The sequence below is a fragment of the Rhodanobacter aciditrophus genome (assembly GCF_042679525.1).
Lineage (GTDB): Bacteria > Pseudomonadota > Gammaproteobacteria > Pseudomonadales > Marinomonadaceae > Marinomonas > Marinomonas aciditrophus.
In genome coordinates this window covers 160,919-179,076 of sequence record NZ_JBHTMN010000007.1, presented here as the reverse complement: position 1 = coordinate 179,076, position 18,158 = coordinate 160,919, and the positions used below count along the sequence as shown (strand labels likewise).

Annotated in this window: 18 protein-coding genes; 14 read left to right on the top strand and 4 right to left on the bottom strand. The window is 46.2% G+C overall.

Annotated features, from left to right (window positions below; translation table 11 throughout):
* Window positions 1-18: 18 nt before the first annotated feature.
* Both dnaN and dnaA read right to left on the bottom strand, forming a co-directional pair.
* Window positions 19-1,116 carry a DNA polymerase III subunit beta gene (dnaN, locus tag ACFQ45_RS06190; RefSeq protein WP_377366123.1) on the bottom strand — a complete coding sequence of 366 codons (1,098 nt, stop codon included), beginning with the start codon at window positions 1,114-1,116 and terminating at the stop codon, window positions 19-21.
* Window positions 1,117-1,149: 33 nt separating this feature from the next.
* Window positions 1,150-2,691 (bottom strand): chromosomal replication initiator protein DnaA, encoded by a 1,542-nt coding sequence (gene dnaA, locus ACFQ45_RS06185; protein WP_377366477.1) that lies wholly within the window; start codon window positions 2,689-2,691, stop codon window positions 1,150-1,152.
* Window positions 2,692-3,220: 529 nt separating this feature from the next.
* On the opposite strand from dnaA, the gene rpmH reads away from it, so the two are divergent.
* From rpmH to mnmE, 4 genes are all read left to right on the top strand, one after another.
* Window positions 3,221-3,361, top strand: a complete 141-nt coding sequence (gene rpmH / locus ACFQ45_RS06180; protein WP_452600449.1) for a 50S ribosomal protein L34 — start codon at window positions 3,221-3,223, stop codon at window positions 3,359-3,361.
* A 7-nt stretch (window positions 3,362-3,368) separates the two neighbouring features.
* Window positions 3,369-3,764 carry a ribonuclease P protein component gene (gene rnpA, locus ACFQ45_RS06175; protein WP_377366122.1) on the top strand — a complete coding sequence of 132 codons (396 nt, stop codon included), beginning with the start codon at window positions 3,369-3,371 and terminating at the stop codon, window positions 3,762-3,764.
* Between the two features lie 94 nt (window positions 3,765-3,858).
* Window positions 3,859-5,514: a membrane protein insertase YidC gene (gene yidC / locus ACFQ45_RS06170; protein WP_377366121.1), complete on the top strand. Its 1,656-nt coding sequence runs from the start codon at window positions 3,859-3,861 to the stop codon at window positions 5,512-5,514.
* 107 nt (window positions 5,515-5,621) lie between these two features.
* A complete protein-coding gene (gene mnmE, locus ACFQ45_RS06165; protein ID WP_377366120.1) occupies window positions 5,622-7,001 on the top strand; it encodes a tRNA uridine-5-carboxymethylaminomethyl(34) synthesis GTPase MnmE in 1,380 nt (459 codons plus the stop codon).
* A gap of 62 nt (window positions 7,002-7,063) precedes the next feature.
* Here the strand turns inward: mnmE and acuI are convergent, their stop codons facing one another.
* Window positions 7,064-8,053 carry an acrylyl-CoA reductase (NADPH) gene (acuI, locus tag ACFQ45_RS06160; RefSeq protein WP_377366119.1) on the bottom strand — a complete coding sequence of 330 codons (990 nt, stop codon included), beginning with the start codon at window positions 8,051-8,053 and terminating at the stop codon, window positions 7,064-7,066.
* Between the two features lie 42 nt (window positions 8,054-8,095).
* On the bottom strand, window positions 8,096-8,722 hold the full coding sequence (gene acuR, locus ACFQ45_RS06155) for an acrylate utilization transcriptional regulator AcuR (RefSeq protein ID WP_377366118.1): 627 nt from the start codon (window positions 8,720-8,722) through the stop codon (window positions 8,096-8,098).
* Window positions 8,723-9,428: 706 nt separating this feature from the next.
* Here acuR and mnmG point away from each other — a divergent pair.
* The 10 genes from mnmG (at window position 9,429) to atpA (ending at window position 18,117) form a co-directional block, all read left to right on the top strand.
* Window positions 9,429-11,318: a tRNA uridine-5-carboxymethylaminomethyl(34) synthesis enzyme MnmG gene (gene mnmG / locus ACFQ45_RS06150; protein WP_377366117.1), complete on the top strand. Its 1,890-nt coding sequence runs from the start codon at window positions 9,429-9,431 to the stop codon at window positions 11,316-11,318.
* A gap of 37 nt (window positions 11,319-11,355) precedes the next feature.
* On the top strand, window positions 11,356-11,982 hold the full coding sequence (gene rsmG, locus ACFQ45_RS06145; protein WP_377366116.1) for a 16S rRNA (guanine(527)-N(7))-methyltransferase RsmG: 627 nt from the start codon (window positions 11,356-11,358) through the stop codon (window positions 11,980-11,982).
* A 4-nt stretch (window positions 11,983-11,986) separates the two neighbouring features.
* A complete protein-coding gene (locus tag ACFQ45_RS06140; RefSeq protein ID WP_377366115.1) occupies window positions 11,987-12,757 on the top strand; it encodes a ParA family protein in 771 nt (256 codons plus the stop codon).
* 37 nt (window positions 12,758-12,794) lie between these two features.
* A complete protein-coding gene (locus tag ACFQ45_RS06135; RefSeq protein WP_452600448.1) occupies window positions 12,795-13,679 on the top strand; it encodes a ParB/RepB/Spo0J family partition protein in 885 nt (294 codons plus the stop codon).
* Between the two features lie 175 nt (window positions 13,680-13,854).
* Window positions 13,855-14,259 (top strand): ATP synthase subunit I, encoded by a 405-nt coding sequence (locus tag ACFQ45_RS06130; protein WP_377366112.1) that lies wholly within the window; start codon window positions 13,855-13,857, stop codon window positions 14,257-14,259.
* A gap of 50 nt (window positions 14,260-14,309) precedes the next feature.
* Window positions 14,310-15,131 carry a F0F1 ATP synthase subunit A gene (atpB, locus tag ACFQ45_RS06125; RefSeq protein WP_377366111.1) on the top strand — a complete coding sequence of 274 codons (822 nt, stop codon included), beginning with the start codon at window positions 14,310-14,312 and terminating at the stop codon, window positions 15,129-15,131.
* Between the two features lie 68 nt (window positions 15,132-15,199).
* Entirely contained in the window at window positions 15,200-15,457 is a 258-nt protein-coding gene (gene atpE / locus ACFQ45_RS06120) for a F0F1 ATP synthase subunit C (RefSeq protein WP_055462623.1), read from the top strand.
* Window positions 15,458-15,517: 60 nt separating this feature from the next.
* Window positions 15,518-15,988, top strand: a complete 471-nt coding sequence (locus tag ACFQ45_RS06115; protein WP_377366110.1) for a F0F1 ATP synthase subunit B — start codon at window positions 15,518-15,520, stop codon at window positions 15,986-15,988.
* Window positions 15,989-15,999: 11 nt separating this feature from the next.
* On the top strand, window positions 16,000-16,536 hold the full coding sequence (locus tag ACFQ45_RS06110) for a F0F1 ATP synthase subunit delta (protein WP_377366109.1): 537 nt from the start codon (window positions 16,000-16,002) through the stop codon (window positions 16,534-16,536).
* A gap of 36 nt (window positions 16,537-16,572) precedes the next feature.
* Window positions 16,573-18,117: a F0F1 ATP synthase subunit alpha gene (atpA, locus tag ACFQ45_RS06105; protein WP_377366108.1), complete on the top strand. Its 1,545-nt coding sequence runs from the start codon at window positions 16,573-16,575 to the stop codon at window positions 18,115-18,117.
* Window positions 18,118-18,158 lie beyond the last annotated feature (41 nt).

Genomic DNA, 18,158 nt, shown 5'->3' with positions numbered 1-18,158 from the left:
CAGGCGCCCAGATGTCTATTACAGACGCATTGGCATGACAACGTATTGAGAAGCGTGGCCTTGGCCTTCTTCGATCAATGCGCTGCTGTTGGCATCGTTTAAGGAGATGCGCACTTCTTGGGAGTCCACCACGCCCAGTACGTCCAATAGGTAACCCACGTTGAAACCAACTTCTAGGTTGTCACCTTGGTATTGAACCAAAACGGATTCTTCCGCTTCTTCTTGCTCTGGGTTGTTGGCAAACACTTGCAACATGCCGTTAGACAAGATCAAACGCACGCCACGGTATTTTTCATTGGAAAGAATGGATGCACGCAAGAACACTTGACGTAGCTCCAAACGGTCCGCCGTCACTAACTTCTCGTTATTACGGGGGATTACTCGGTGATAATCTGGGAACTTACCGTCAACAAGCTTAGAAGTGAAAGTGTAATCCGCTACTTTCGCACGAATGTGGTTAGCGCCAATGGTCAATTCAACCAGCTCATCACTGTCGTTCAATAAGCGGTTTAATTCCAATACCCCTTTACGAGGTACGATCACTTGAGTCAGGTCGCCGGACACCTGAGCGTCTTCAATGGCGGTAGCAAGACGGTGACCGTCGGTTGCCACAACACGCAGCTGGCCGTCAGCCACTTCAAACAGCATACCGTTTAAGTAGTAACGTACATCTTGGTTCGCCATGGCGAAGCCAGTACGATCGATCAGTTTGCGCACGCTCACCTGAGGAATGTTCACCACCAAGTCACCTTTCATGTCTTGGATATTGGGGAACTCTTCTGCTGGTAAGGTCGATAGAGTAAAGCGTGAACGACCAGAGCGTATTAGGGCTTTTTGCTCATCAAGGGAAAACTCAATCACAGCACTGTCTGGCAGACTCTTACAGATGTCCATCAACTTACGTGCAGGAATGGTGATGCGACCTTCTTGGCACTCATCTAACGGGACTTGACCCACGAGTTCAACTTCGAGGTCAGAACCAGTCAATGTCAAAGTTTGGTCCTTTACTTCTACCAAAACGTTCGCCAGTACAGGCATCGTTTGTTTACGCTCTACAACGCCAGCCACCAACTGAAGTGGTTTTAATAGCGTTTCGCGGACGACTGAAAATTTCATTCTTTTCCTCGTTAATTCAAAGTCTTAGACCAATTAGGTGGTCAGAATGCGCATCAATTGTTTGTAATCTTCACGGATATCCGAGTCGGTATCCTGTAACTCTTTAATCTTGCGAATCGCGTGCAAGGCTGTCGTATGATCTCGACCACCAAAGGCTTCGCCGATTTCTGGCAAGCTGTGGTTGGTCAGCTCTTTCGCCAAAGACATGGCCACCTGACGAGGACGAGCCACTGAGCGACTACGACGCTTAGATAACAAGTCACTGATCTTAATTTTGTAATACTCAGCAACGATTCGCTGAATATTATCAATGTTCACCAACTTATCCTGCAAGGCCAAAAGGTCTTTTAATGACTCACGGACAAAATCAGGTGTAATAGCACGCCCGGTAAAATGAGAGTTGGCGATAACACGTTTCAAAGCACCTTCTAGCTCACGCACATTAGAGCGGATTTTCTGGGCAATGAAAAACGCAGAATCATAGGACAATTTCACACCGCTTTCTTCTGCTTTACGCATCAAGATTGCCACTCGGGTTTCCAGCTCTGGCGGCTCAATGGCCACCGTTAAGCCCCAACCAAAGCGAGATTTCAAACGGTCCTCTAGACCTTGAATCTCTTTTGGATAGCGGTCACAGGTTAGGATCATCTGCTGACCGCCTTCTAACAAGGCATTAAACGTATGGAAAAACTCTTCTTGGGTACGGTCTTTGCCTGCAAAGAACTGGATATCATCGATCAATAGAGCATCTACCGAACGGTAATAACGTTTGAAGTCATTGATAGCGTTCAATTGTAAGGCTTTAACCATGTCCGCCACAAAGCGCTCGGAGTGCAAGTACACGACTTTCGCATTGGGATTGTGGCGCATCAGCTCAGTGCCCACGGCTTGCATTAAGTGGGTTTTACCAAGGCCTACACCACCATAAATAAATAATGGGTTGTAAGCGCCACCAGGGTTTTCAGCCACTTGTTGAGCTGCCGCATGGGCCAGCTGGTTCGACTTACCTTCAACGAAGTTTTCAAAGGTAAAGGAGTTATTCAGATTGGCACCGTGATTAATCCCCCCTTCGACTTCCACTTTACGATTCGGTGGATTCAAAGGCAGTTGGCCTTGCTCATAAGGCTCCGGCTCAATGCGAGCAGGGCTATCGGATAAACTTAAAGGCGCTTCAAATTCAATCTCCGGCCCATCACGGGTGTCATCATCCATTAGGCTAAAGCCTGGTGAATAGCCCGACTCAAAACTTGGCTCTGCAGCCGTCAGCACAGAAGCAGGCTCAGGAGATTTAGGGGCTGGCGCTGGCGGCGGAGGGGTTGGTTTAGTAAACCCCGCTTGGCGAACCCCAAACAATAAGTTCGGCGCTGGCTCATCACCCGCGAATTCAGACAACAGCTCTCTGATTCGTGCTTGGTATTTATTGCTTACCCAATCCAGCACAAAACGGTTAGGTGCATAAAGGCACAGATCCCCGTTAGTCTCGATTTCAGCTTTGAGCGGACGAATCCAAGTATTGAATTGCGATGTGGAAAACTCCTCTTGCAACCTTGCAAGACAGTGCTCCCAGTACTGCAAAGACACGATAGACGCTCTCCCTGATCAATTTCCGAAGAATGGTGAAGAATAAATAAGAAGGGGATTCTAACGTGCTGAATTTGAGTTATCCACAAAAAATTACATTCTCACGTTAGGATTTACTATTTTTAAATTTGTTAATAACAGTTGAAGTTATTAACAGCAGTGAATTAATGGTTAGGTTTGTGAATAAAACAACACTTTATCAACATATTAACAAGCCCTTAAAAATCCATTTATGCACAAAAAAATATCCATCTAAGCTATTGTTAATAAAATAGTTATTCTATGTAAGCATAAGTAATGTGGATAAACCTTTTAGGTTCTTGGATTTTTTATTCACAGAGTAGTGGTAACCTTGTGTATAATAGGTTGAATGGTTTTGTGGTTAATTTTTTCACAGAAAAGCCCGCTAGATAGATTGAATTAGCTTTGCAAACCCTCTAGAATTCGCGCCCTGATTTCGTGAACGGAGTCAGGAGGCTTGGCGAACGCTAACCCTCACATGTACACACTGATTCAGTGAGATATAGAAATGAAAAGAACTTTCCAACCAAGCGTACTAAAGCGTAAACGCGCACACGGTTTCCGTGCTCGCTCTGCAACTAAAAACGGTCGTAAAGTATTGGCTGCTCGCCGTGCTCGCGGTCGTAAGCAACTGTCTGCTTAATACGTTGATGGCAAGCTATTGTTTTCCCCGGCAGGTCAGACTCCTGAATGCCGGGGATTATCAATCCGTCTTTAATGACACCTCCTCCAAAGTCTTCGCTGGCGAATTCCTCCTACTGGCTCGAAAACAATCACATCCCGCAAAATTAGGGTTGATTGTGTCTAAGAAAACAGACAAACGTGCTGTGGGTCGTAATCGCATCAAACGCGTGGTCAGAGACTCCTTTCGTCACCACCAAGAGCTGCTCGATGGCCTAGAAATCATCTTCTTAGCACGCCAAGGAATTCGTGACGTAGACAATGCTGATTTACATAAGCGGTTAGAAAAAGCCTGGAAACAATTAGCGAAGAAGGCTCAAAAACCACATTCTGAGCAAAAACAACGCAACTCTTCTAAGAAATAGGCTGAAAAATCGGCTAAAGGCTGGTTTAATACGGCGTGATTTTCAAAAGGGTGCTTTCACCCCATTGTCCAACCAAACAAACTAGTTGAATACCATGGATTTCAGACGTTACTTTTTATGGGGAGCTCTGTTTGTCAGTGGCTACCTACTGTTCCTACAGTGGAACCAAGACTACGGCAACGCAGCAACTAACCAAACGGTAGCAACGCCAAGCGAAAACGTTGTGGCCGATGCAAACTCCGATCTTCCAAGCACAGCGAATACACCTGCCTCTGCGGCAAACAGTGAGATTCCAGACCAAGCGACGCCCGTTGCTGCAGGTCAGCTAATCCATGTGAAAACAGACACATTGGATGTTGCCATCAACCCAGTTGGCGGTGACCTAGTCGAAGCATCCTTACTGCAATATATGAAAACCAACGAAGGTAACGAGCCTTTTGTCATTTTGGACAATGGCGACGAGCGTACCTACGTGACTCAAAGTGGTTTGATTGGTCGCGATGGCCCTGATGCAAACAGCGAAGGTCGTCCTGTTTACCAAACAGAACAAACGTCTTACACCTTAGCTGACGGCGAAGACACCCTTGATGTGAACCTGTACTACACCGACGCTCAAGGTGTTAAGTACACTAAAACCTTCCGCTTCACGAAAGGTCGTTACAGCATTCGTCAATTGATCACCGTCGATAACACGTCGGCTGAAACGTGGCGTGGTAACCTGTTTGCCCAGATCAAACGTGACAACAGTGAAGACCCAAGTACTGCCACTAACATGGGCTTACAGCCATTCATTGGTGGTGCGATCTCCAACGAAGAAACCAAGTACAGCAAGATCTCTTTTGACGATATGGCAGAAGAGCCAGTCAAAGTGGCGACCACCAAAGGCTGGGTTGCTTTGCTGCAACATTACTTCGTTTCTGCTTGGGTACCTGAACAGGGTCAGAAAGTAACCATTCAAGCTCGTACAAATAATGGCTTTAACCTAATTGGTTTTACTGGCCAAGCAGTAGAAGTAGCAGCGGGCCAACAAGGCACCTTGAGCTCCACTTTTTACGTAGGTCCTAAACTGCAAGACCAGTTAGAAGCAACCGCAGAAAACCTAGACCTAACGGTAGACTACGGTTGGTTGTGGTGGTTGGCTAAGCCACTTTTCTGGTTGCTAACAGCGATTCAATCTGTAGTGATTAACTGGGGTGTAGCCATCATCTTGATCGTTGTCTGTGTGAAGGCGATTTTCTTCAAATTGTCTGCGACCAGCTACCGTTCAATGGCGAAAATGCGTAAATTTGGCCCAGAGCTAGCGCGTCTTCGTGAGCAACACGGTGACGACCGTCAAGCCATGTCTCAAGCCATGATGAGTCTATACAAGAAAGAGAAGATCAACCCATTGGGTGGCTGTCTTCCTATCTTGGTTCAGATGCCAGTGTTCCTAGCCCTATACTGGGTATTGATGGAATCCGTTGAATTGCGTCACGCGCCATTCATGTTGTGGATCACTGACTTATCTGCCATGGACCCTTACTTCGTACTGCCGATCCTAATGGGTCTAAGTATGCTTGGTCAGCAGATGTTGAACCCAACTCCGCCAGACCCAATGCAAGCCCGCATTATGAAGATTATGCCTATCGCATTTACCTTCTTCTTCTTGTGGTTCCCTGCAGGTCTTGTACTTTACTGGGTAGTGAACAACACCCTATCTATCGTACAGCAGTACATCATTACTAAGAGCATTGAGAAGGGCGGAAACTAACCTTCCCCTGACCTTGATGGATTGTAAAAAGGCTTCCTTCGGGAGGCCTTTTTGTCGTTTACGACATAGACTAAACTTTCTTTCTTTAACACGTTAAATGAGCCGTTATGTCCGAATTTCAGCACCTAATTGATCAAGATACCATTGCCGCACAAGCCACCGCTCCAGGCCGTGGAGGCGTGGGGATTATTCGCTTATCCGGACGTAAAAGCTTAGCCATCGCGAAACAAATCATTGGCTTTGAACCCAAACCACGCTATGCCCACTATGTTCCCTTCCATGATGAAGAGGGAGAGCAGCTGGATATGGGGATTGCCTTATATTTCCCAGGGCCAAACTCCTTTACCGGAGAAGACGTATTCGAATTACAAGGCCATGGGGGCCCTGTGATCATGGATATGCTACTGAGCCGTTGCGTTAAGCTTGGGGCGCGTCTGGCGCGTCCAGGGGAGTTCTCAGAGCGGGCATTCTTGAACGACAAGATGGATTTAACCCAAGCGGAAGCCATTGCCGATTTGATCGATTCCTCTTCGGAGCAAGCGGCCAAATGTGCCTTACGTTCTTTGCAAGGGGCGTTTTCCAAGCGGGTCGATGAATTGGTCGAAGCTTTAATCCATTTGCGCATCTACGTGGAAGCGGCCATCGACTTCCCAGAAGAAGAAATCGACTTCATTGGTGATGGCAAAGTTGCAGCACAGTTAGAAGACATTCGCTCCAAGCTTCGCGCAGTTAAAAAAGAAGCCAATCAAGGGGCCTTGCTCCGGGAAGGCATGAGTGTGGTCATAGCTGGTCGTCCTAATGCGGGTAAATCCAGCCTATTGAATGCACTTTCAGGCAAAGACTCCGCCATTGTAACTTCTATTGAAGGCACCACTCGAGATGTATTACGGGAGCACATCCACCTAGATGGCATGCCACTGCACATTATTGATACGGCCGGTTTGCGAGACAGCCCTGACGAGGTAGAACGTATTGGTATTCAACGGGCTTGGGACGAAATTCATAAAGCCGATCGCATCCTATTGATGGTAGACAGCCAATCAGTGGATTCCAATGATCCCAACCAAATCTGGCCAGAATTTATGGGCCAGCTGAAATCCCGTGAGCATTTGACCCTAGTCCGCAACAAGGTGGATCTGACCAAGGAAAGTGTCGGCATAGAAGAGGTCAATGGCTTACCAGTGATCTCCTTGTCGGCAAAAACATCTGATGGCATTGATGCCCTGACTCAGCACTTAAAATCCATTATGGGCTTTGACAGCACCACAGAAGGGGGCTTTATCGCCCGTCGCCGCCATTTGGAAGCACTGGACAAAGCCAGTGGATTCCTTGAAGCGGGCTTTGAGCAGCTAAACGGCTATGGAGCAGGGGAATTGTTGGCAGAAGATCTAAAAGAAGCTCAGGAAGCCCTCAGCGAGATCACAGGAGCCTTCAGCAGCGATGATCTCCTAGGACGCATCTTCGGCTCATTCTGTATCGGTAAATAGGCTTTCCCGTTCAGAGCATTAGGCGTAATAGATGTTTTTCTATTACGCCTTTTAGTTAGGTTTTAACCATCCTGTAATGAGACAATCACACGTCCGCGCACTTTACCATCCAATAAGGAATGAGCCATATCAATCGCTTGGTTAAGGGGTATCTCGTGACCAATGTGCTGGAAATCTTCCGGTTGTAATAACTCACTTAGGCGCTGCCAGGCTTCCAAACGATCCGCTTTGGGTCGCATCACGCTATCAATGCCAACCAATGTCACACCGCGCAGAATAAAGGGCGCAACCGAAGCAGGAAAGTCCATCCCTTGGGCCAAACCACACGCAGTTACCACACCACCGTACCGAGTGGTGGCACAAGCATTCACTAAGGTATGACTGCCAACACAATCAACAACGCCAGCCCAACGCTCTTTTTGCAAAGGTTTACTCGGCTCTGACAAGGTCCCTCGATCAATGACTTCGCAAGCGCCAAGGGACATCAGATACTCACTTTCTTCTGGACGCCCTGTGGAAGCAACCACCTGATACCCTAAGCGGCTCAATAATCGAATCGCAAAGCTGCCCACGCCGCCATTAGCCCCTGTTACAAGAATCTCACCATCAGAGGGTTTTATTCCGTGTTTTTCCAGCGCTAATACCGACAACATAGCCGTGTAGCCAGCGGTCCCTACGGCCATGGCTTGCTTTGGTTCCACCTTATGCGGCAACGGAATGAGCCAATCACTGTTTAAACTCGCTTTTTGCGCTAAGCCCCCCCAGTGCTTTTCACCCACACCAAAGCCATTAAGCAAAACAAGATCTCCAGTAGAAAAGTCGTCCGTATCACAGTGAGTCACTTTGCCCACCAAATCGATACCAGGCACCATGGGAAATGAGCGAACAACAGGAGATTTGCCCGTGATAGCAAGGGCATCTTTATAATTCAAAGTGGAATACAGTACCTCAATTTGAACCTCTCCTTTGGGCAACAGGGATTCATCAAGGCTGACCAGTTGGCAGTTTTGAAGACGGTCTGCATCTTGATCTATAACGATGGCTTGAAACATGTTTCCTCCTTTTAGACCACTCGTCTAAAAATAGTTAAATAATTACCGAGGCAGTCCTGTTAAATAAAATGCCTCGAATTGCTGCAAGGGGCTGCTGGATTTTAATAAGCGCGCTCTGGACACGGCACCTTCCCAGCCCACCCAAAAAACATGGGCAAGTGCCTCTATATCAGCGGCTTCTGCTAATGTTCCTTGGCGTTGAGCAAGGTATAGGCAAGTGCTGACCTTGTCCTGCCAACTTTGGTATGTCTGGCACAAGGCAAAGCGCATGGCATCAGATAAAAAATGCGCTTCTTGCTCTAGGTTGCCCACCAAACATCCTCGTTCAAAGGCGTACTTTTCCATTCCTTGTCGAGCGTCGTCCATAAAGTTTTGCAATCTGGCCAATGGGGGAACAGCACCATTGAGCAAATGTTTATCAAGTTTGTTTTCAAAGTAGCTGCGATATCGGCTCAAAAGAGCTAAACCAAACGCTTCTTTACTCTCGAAGTAATGATAAAAAGAACCTTTTGGGATTTTGGCCTGGCGCAACATGGGTTCTAAACCAGTCCCCACAAATCCAGTACTGGTTAATGCCACCAGACCAATCCGCATCAGCTCTTCTTTTGTGTCGTCGTAACTCAGATCCGTTTGTTTAGGACGACCTCGTTTTAATCCTGTTGTACTCATCAGAACACCTTTTAGACCAATCGTCTAAAAATAGTTAATCACAGATCTGGTTTCAAGTGAGGATTTGGTAAAAAAGCGTCATCGCGACAAAACTACCCACAATGTCAGCTAAATTCGACCTGTTTGAGTTATTCACAAAAAAGCGAAGGGCGGGGGATTGGCTTTTGTTATTCACAAAAAAGCGAGATTCCTAAAAATTCGATCTAAAAAAATATAAAAAATAATCGTGTGGATTAAATTTTTTAAAAAGACCTGTATGGATACCCAATTAAACGGATATTTTACTTATAAAACATTAAGTTAATAACAACCAAGACAACAAAAACGCTTGTGGACAAAAACGGTAATAAGTGAATAAGAAGTTTTGCACAGGTTTTAACAACTCTTCCTTAAAAATTCCCTTCTGTATAACTTACCTTTTTATTAACAGGATTACGTTATCCACATCACAGGGATGTACGTGTGTCCTTAACAAGTTGTTTCTCTAATAAAGCTATGTAATTTATAGTTTTTTTTATCTTATCCACTGATTTTCATGTCCTATATAAATAACTTAACTTTAAAAAAGACATATAATACTACTTTATTCTTATTAATGATGACCGGGAGTAAGCGCGGGGAGTCTCTTTTAATTTGAGAATTAACCGATATACTAGGCGCCCTAAATCATGAACTGTTCGTTTTTTATTCATTTATCGAGGTCTGTGTGGATTTCCCGACTCGCTTTGATGTGATTGTGGTTGGCGGTGGCCATGCTGGTACCGAAGCCGCTCTCGCTGCAGCACGCATGGGTGTTAAAACCCTTTTATTGACTCACAATATTGAGACGCTGGGACAAATGTCCTGTAATCCGGCTATCGGTGGTATTGGGAAGTCCCACTTAGTCAAAGAGATTGATGCGCTAGATGGCGCTATGGCGCTTGCTACGGATAAAGCTGGCATCCAATTTCGTACTTTAAACAGTCGAAAAGGTCCCGCTGTTCGAGCGACCCGTGCTCAAGCTGATCGTATCCTTTATAAAGCTGCGGTTAGAGAGATGTTAGAAAACCAAGAAAACCTATGGTTATTCCAACAGTCTTGTGAAGATCTAATTGTAGAAGATGGTGCTGCACGAGGGGTCATTACCCAAAGTGGTATCCAATTTCGTGGTAAAACAGTCGTACTGACGACGGGTACCTTCCTGGGTGGTCTCATTCACGTAGGTATGCAAAATTACTCAGGTGGTCGTGCTGGAGATCCTGCTTCTATTGGCCTGGCACAAAAACTACGTGAGTTACCATTTCGAATCGATCGTTTGAAAACCGGTACACCACCACGTATTGACGCTCGATCTGTTGATTTTTCAGTAATGCAGGCGCAACCAGGTGATGATATTACTCCGGTAATGTCTTATTTAGGCCATCGAGGTCTGCACCCACAACAGATCAACTGCTTTATAACCCATACTAATGAACGCACCCACGACATCATTCGTGCGGGTATGGATCGTTCACCTATGTACTCAGGGGTGATCGAGGGTATTGGTCCACGTTACTGTCCTTCCATCGAAGATAAAATCGTACGTTTCGCGGACAAGGACTCTCACCAGGTGTTCATTGAACCTGAAGGTTTAACCACTCACGAGTTATATCCAAATGGGGTCTCGACTTCATTGCCTTTTGATGTTCAGTTGGAATTAATCCGCTCAATGAAAGGGATGGAGAACGCTCACATTACCCGTCCTGGTTACGCGATTGAGTACGATTATTTTAATCCTCAAGATTTGAAGTACTCTTTAGAAACCAAACACATGGAAGGTTTATTCTTCGCAGGTCAAATCAATGGCACTACCGGTTACGAAGAAGCGGGAGCACAAGGCCTATTAGCTGGTATGAATGCTGCGTTACAAGCTCAAGGGAAAGAAGCTTGGACACCACGTCGTGACGAAGCGTATTTAGGTGTATTGGTAGATGATCTGATCACCATGGGCACCAAAGAACCGTACCGTATGTTCACTAGCCGTGCTGAATACCGCTTAATTTTGCGTGAAGACAATGCCGACATGCGCCTGACAGAAAAAGGTCATGAAGTAGGCTTAATCTCTGAAGAGCGCTGGGCGGCATTTTGTAAAAAACGCGAAGCGATCGAGTTAGAGACGCAACGGATGAAATCTTCTTGGATTGTGCCAAATACCCCAGAGGCTGAAGCCATTAATCCTAAATTGGAAACGCCCATTAGCCATGAATACAGCTTACTGGACCTATTAAAGCGTCCAGGTGTGGAGTATGCGGATGTTGCCCATCTGAAAAATGCACCTGAAACCCCAGTGGATGAGCAGGTATCTGAGCAAGTACAAATCTCGGTGAAATATGCCGGTTATATTACCCGCCAAGCGGATGATATTGAGCGTATGCGTCGCCAAGAGAATACCGCATTGCCGGAAGACTTGGATTACACCAAGATTGATGGGCTTTCAAATGAAGTGAAACAAAAGCTTCAAGAAGCACGTCCGGCCACACTCGCAGCGGCATCTCGGATTCAAGGGGTAACCCCTGCTGCAGTATCTTTACTGTTAGTTCATTTGAAAAAACGTGCCATAAGCCGCAAAAGTGCCTAGAATCAGCGACCACTAGATTGCTTTTCTGGGAATGAATGTGAGTTATTTTGATACCCTCAAGTGGGGCGCCGATAAAATGGGCGTCTCACTTTCTGATCATACACTTGAGCAGCTGGTTCATTATCTGAACATGCTGCAAAAGTGGAACAAAGCCTACAATCTGACAGCGATTCGTGATGCCGAGAAAATGGTGTCCCTACATTTGCTCGACAGTTTGGCCACTTTACCCTTTATCACAGGGCAAAAAATCATTGATGTCGGTACAGGACCTGGCTTGCCTGGTATGGTGCTTGCTATCTGTTTGCCGGATAAAGAGTTTACCTTGCTCGACAGTAACGGAAAAAAAACGCGCTTTTTAACCCAAGTTAAAATGGAAATGGGGTTAAAAAATGTCACTGTTGCCAACGAGCGTGTGGAAAGTCATGCCCATCAAGGGGCATATGATCATGTGACGTCACGTGCTTTTGCATCCCTTGAAGATATGATCAACTGGTGTTTACCATTGCCTAACGCAAACGGTAACTTTTTAGCTATGAAAGGCGTATACCCTGATGATGAGTTGGCCCAGTTACCAGATACGGTAACGGTCGAAACCATTAAACCACTGAGTGTTCCCACCATAGACGCTGAACGTCATATGGTGATCATGACCCGCAAAGGATAGAGACATGGCACGTATCATCGCAGTGACCAATCAAAAAGGTGGGGTTGGGAAAACGACCACCTGCGTTAACCTCGCTGCATCCTTAAGTGCGATGAAGCGACGTGTATTGCTGATTGATTTAGACCCACAAGGTAATGCAACAACAGGTAGTGGGTTACACAAAGATGAGCTAGAAACCTCTGTATTTGATGTATTGGTTGGAACCCATGGGGTTAAAGAAGCCATGGTATACAGCGAAACGGCTGGTTATACCGTATTGCCTGCTAATGGGGATCTAACGGGAGCGGAAGTCGTATTACTGGATCTGCCCAGCAAAGAAACTCGACTGAGAGCAGGGCTTTACGAAGTTGAAAATGACTTTGACTTCGTATTATTGGATTGTCCGCCTTCTTTGAACATGTTGACGGTTAACGCCTTAGCGGCTGCTCAAGGGGTGCTGATTCCCGTCCAGTGTGAATATTATGCGTTAGAAGGTCTTACGGCTTTATTGCAGACCATCGAGACAATTTCTACAGCATTAAATCCAGCTCTTGCCATAGAAGGTATCCTTCGTACTATGTACGACCCTCGACCGAGTCTCACACATGATGTGTCGACTCAGTTGGTCGAATATTTTGGTGATAAAGTATTCGATACTGTGATTCCGCGTAATATTCGCTTAGCGGAAGCGCCCAGCTATGGTTTACCTGTATTGCATTATGAAAAGCAATCCCGTGGTGCTGTGGCTTACCTTGCGTTAGCAGGGGAATTTATTCGAAAACGTGCTGCTGCCTAACTAGGATAGCGTACATGAAAGGTTTGGAACTATGACGATGAAAAAACGGGGTCTAGGCCGAGGCTTAGATGCTTTGTTGGCACCAAAAACTGCGCCAGCACAAGACGAAGAGACAACCCTTGAGGGGCAAGAGCCGGTGCAAGGGCTGACGTATCTTCCGGTTGATTGGCTGAGCAAAGGAAAGTTCCAGCCACGTCGTGATATGAACCCAAATCAGCTGGACGAGCTGGCAAATTCCATTCGAAATCAGGGCATTATGCAGCCAATCGTGGTGCGTCCCATTGGTGATCAACGTTATGAAATCATAGCGGGTGAGCGTCGCTGGCGTGCTGCACGGGTTGCAGGATTAGATAAAGTGCCTGTGATAGTGCGTCATGTTGAAGATTCCGATGCCATTGTCTTAGCTTTGATAGAAAATATTCAACGGGAAGATTTAAACCCAGTTGAAGAAGCTATGGCATTACAACGTCTAGTGGATGAGTTTAGTCTTACTCAACAACAAGTAGCAGATACGGTTGGCAAGTCCCGCTCCGCCGTGGCAAATACCTTACGCTTATTAAATCTTACTCCAGAAGTGCGCCGCTTGTTAGAGCATGGGGACATTGAAATGGGGCATGCTAGAGCGCTGCTTGCGTTAGATGCTGAGTTACAAACTCAAGCCGCATCCACTGTGATCACTAAGTCCCTCTCTGTTCGTGAAACCGAAAAGCTCGTGAAGGCATATCAAACGCCTTCTGCTACACCGGGTGAAAAGCCAGAGTTGCCAGACTTTAGCCACCATGCGTCGCGAATTTCTGAGAAAATCCAGTCCAATGTAAAAATTCAAGCCAACGCAAAGGGCAAAGGCAAATTAGTCATCGAATATCGTGATCAAGCACACTTAGAAGCCATGATGGCGGAACTTTTTGATTTATCGTCTTAAAAGCGCCGATTTGATGCAGAAATTTTTACGACATTAGGCTAATAGTGCATGTAATGAGCTGAGTTTGTATTGAACCGCCTTAATATAACCCATATAATGCCTCGGATTTTAAACTTGATCACATTATATGCTTAATTAGTGCTCGGTTTTAGTGCATTAGATTTGGGGATGTTCGATGGCAAACAAAAAGCCACTTAGCGCGAGCGCCTTATTGAATGCGAAAAAGCGCGCCGTATTCCGATTTATCGGCCTACAACTAGCACTCATTTTTTTGCTTAGTTTGGGAATCTTTGTGGTCTATGGCGGTCTATACGCCTACTCTTTTTTGGCTGGCGCACTGGCCAGTGTACTACCTAGTTTATATATGGCATGGCGCGTATTTGGCCATGCAGGGACGCGAGCCGCGAAAGACGTGGTGAGGTCATTTTACCGAGGTGAAGCCGGCAAGTTGGTGCTCACGGCGTTGTTGTTAACCGCTGTGTTCATATTCATCAAACCACTTGCGGCAGGCGCGTTGTTCGCAGGCTTCGGAATCGCAATTTTGAGTCACTGGCTCAGCCCTTTGTTGCTGAAGTATTAATGCAACAAAGCGAAAACGATTTTAATCATTGAAAGAGTGTGGATGTAAATATGGCAAGTGAAAATCTCACAGCGTCAAGCTACATACAGCACCATCTTCAGAATTTGACCTTTGGTCAACATCCTGATGGTTCGTGGGGCATAGCTCACGGTGCTGAAGAAGCTGCGGCAATGGGGTTCTGGGCGATTCACCTGGACACTATGTTGTTCTCGATCGGCCTAGGTATTTTGTTCCTATGGCTGTTCCGTAAAGCCGCGAAGAAAGTGTCTGTCGATACGCCGTCTGGCCTGCAGAACTTTGTTGAGCTGATGGTGGAGTTCGTTGACCAGAGCGTCAAAGAAACCTTCCATGGTAAAAACAAAGTGATTGCGCCGCTAGCGTTGACCATCTTCGTTTGGGTATTCCTAATGAACTTGATGGACTTGGTACCGGTAGACTTCCTACCGCACCTAGCCACGTTATTAGGTGTTCCTTACTTCCGTGTGGTACCTACCACGGATTTGAACGCTACCCTTGGTATGTCTATTTCTGTGTTCATTTTGATCGTCTACTACAGCATCAAAGTGAAAGGCGTGAGCGGATTTGTTGGCGAATTAACGCTACAACCTTTCGGTAAGTGGATGATTCCATTCAACTTATTGCTTGAAGGTGTAGGCCTTATTGCCAAACCTGTTTCTCTAGCATTACGACTATTCGGTAACTTGTATGCTGGTGAATTGATCTTCATCTTGATCGCGATCTTGCCATGGGGCATTCAATGGGCGTTATCTGTGCCTTGGGCGATCTTCCATATTCTAGTCATCGTATTGCAGGCATTTATCTTCATGATGCTGACAATCGTGTACTTGAGTATGGCGCACGAAGATCACTAAGATCGCGTTGATTTATAACGATTTTGTAAACCTTGAAATCTTAAAAACTGTGAAAATTAGGAGTTAAAATGGAAACTGTAGTTGGTCTAACCGCTGTTGCTGTAGCCCTTCTTATCGGTCTTGGTGCCCTAGGTACTGCGATTGGTTTTGGTCTACTTGGTGGTAAATTCTTGGAAGGCGCTGCGCGTCAACCAGAAATGGTTCCAATGCTGCAAGTTAAAATGTTCATCGTAGCGGGTCTTCTTGACGCCGTAACAATGATCGGTGTTGGTATTGCATTGTTCTTCACTTTCGCAAACCCATTCATTGCTCAGGTTGCTGGCTAATATTTCGCTTTGACGAAAAGTGATTTATTAATTTTGAACGACTAGAGCGAGGATATTTGCGTGAATATTAATCTCACACTAATAGGCCAAGCTATCTCGTTTGCTATTTTTGTGTGGTTCTGCATGAAGTACGTGTGGCCACCAGTAACTGCTGCGCTCGAAGAGCGTAGCAAGAAAATTGCAGACGGTTTGGAAGCAGCTAACCGTGCTTCACGTGACCTAGAGCTAGCGCAAGAACAAGCTACTCAAACGTTACGCGAAAGCAAGGAACAAGCGGCCGAGATTATTGAACAAGCCAACAAACGTGCTAACCAAATCATTGACGAAGCGAAAGAGCAAGCGCGCACAGACGGTCAACGTCTACGTGATGCCGCTCAAGCAGAGATCGAACAAGACGTTGTACGTGCTCGTGAAGCACTACGCGGACAAGTTTCAGCTCTAGCTCTTTCTGGTGCGGAGAAGATTTTGGGTGCCAGTGTTGACGAAAAAGCACACAGCGAGATCGTTGAACAACTCGCCAAAGAGCTATAAGCGAGGTCATAATGGCTGAATTAAAAACAGTCGCGCGACCATACGCCAAAGCCGCTTTTGAAGTCGCTCGCGAGCAAGGTCAAGTTGCGGAATGGGCCAATATGCTTAGCATATTGGCTACTGCTACAACTGAACCAAAGCTTAAGAATGCACTTCAAAACCCAGCTTTTAGTGCGCAAGAAAAGGCTACAGCTCTAGCGGACGTGTGCAGCGAAGTGATTACTGAACAAGGCAAAAGCTATTTGCTAAGCCTTGCTTACAATAAGCGTCTAACGCTTATTCCAGCAATCGCTGAGTTATTTGAGCAGTTCAAGTTGAATTATGAGAAAGCAGTGGATGTTGTTGTAACTTCTGCTTTCCCTATGACAACTGAACAAGAGCAAACACTGGCCGCTTCACTGGGTAAAAAATTGGACCGTAATGTCAATTTAACCAGTGAAACAGACGCAAGCCTTATTGGTGGCGTGGTAATCCGTACCGGTGATTTAATCATCGACGGTTCAGTACGCGGAAAACTGGCGAAACTGGCCGAAGCGATAAACTCCTAAGGTTTCAATTGAGAAACCAGGGTTGAGGAATTTAGCATGCAGCAACTGAATCCATCTGAGATCAGCGAGATCATTAAGAAGCGCATCGAAACACTTGATGTGACTTCAGATGCCCAGAATGAGGGCACAATTGTCAGCGTTGCAGACGGTATCGTATTGATTCACGGTCTAGCTGACGTAATGTACGGGGAAATGATTGAGTTCCCTGGTGGTGTCTATGGTATGGCATTGAACCTAGAGCGTGACTCTGTTGGTGCCGTAGTCCTAGGTAACTACCAAGACCTTGTAGAAGGTCAAAAAGCAAAATGTACTGGTCGTATCCTTGAAGTACCTGTTGGTCCTGAGCTACTTGGTCGCGTTGTTGACGCACTAGGTAACCCTATCGACGGTAAAGGCGCGATTGACGCAAAACTAACTGACGCTGTTGAAAAGGTTGCACCTGGTGTAATCGCACGTCAGGGTGTTGATCAGCCAGTTCAAACTGGTTACAAAGCGATCGACTCCATGGTTCCGATCGGTCGTGGTCAGCGTGAGTTGATCATCGGTGACCGTCAAATCGGTAAGACTGCTCTAGCAATCGACACCATCATTGCTCAGAAAGAATCTGGCATTAAGTGTGTGTACGTTGCGATCGGTCAGAAACAATCTACTATCGCTAACGTAGTACGTAAGCTTGAAGAGCACGGCGCATTGGAATACACAACTGTTGTTGTGGCAGGGGCTTCTGACCCAGCTGCGATGCAGTTCCTAGCACCATACTCTGGCTGTTCTATGGGCGAATACTTCCGTGACCGCGGTGAAGACGCATTGATCGTATTTGATGACTTGACGAAACAAGCTTGGGCTTACCGTCAAATCTCATTGCTACTACGTCGTCCACCAGGTCGTGAAGCATACCCAGGTGACGTTTTCTACTTGCACTCTCGTCTACTAGAGCGTGCGTCTCGCGTAAGCGCAGAATACGTAGAAAAATTCACTAACGGTGAAGTAAAAGGACAAACAGGTTCTTTGACTGCTCTACCTATCATCGAAACTCAAGGTGGTGACGTATCTGCGTTCGTACCAACGAACGTAATCTCCATCACAGATGGTCAGATCTTCCTTGAAACAAGTGCCTTTAACTCTGGTATTCGTCCTGCGATGAACGCTGGTATTTCGGTATCTCGTGTAGGTGGTGCAGCGCAGACGAAAATCATCAAGAAGCTAGGTGGTGGTATCCGTCTTGCTCTTGCTCAGTACCGTGAATTGGCAGCATTTGCTCAGTTCGCTTCTGATCTTGATGATGCGACTCGTAAGCAACTTGAGCACGGTAAGCAAGTGACTGAACTGATGAAACAACCTCAGTTCAGCCCAATGTCTGTCGGTGATATGGGTGTTATCCTTTACGCTGCCAACGAAGGCTACCTTGCGGATGTTGAAACAAGCAAAATTGCCAGCTTTGAAAACGCATTGTTAGGCTACATGAACAGCGAACACGCTGCCATGATGCAAGACATCAACAAAACTGGTAAGTACAACGACGAAATCGCAGAGACATTTAAGTCAGCGATTGAGAAGTTTAAAGCGACGCAAACTTGGTAATGATTAAGAGGCTGGCTAGCCAGCCTTTTATCATCTCTGCA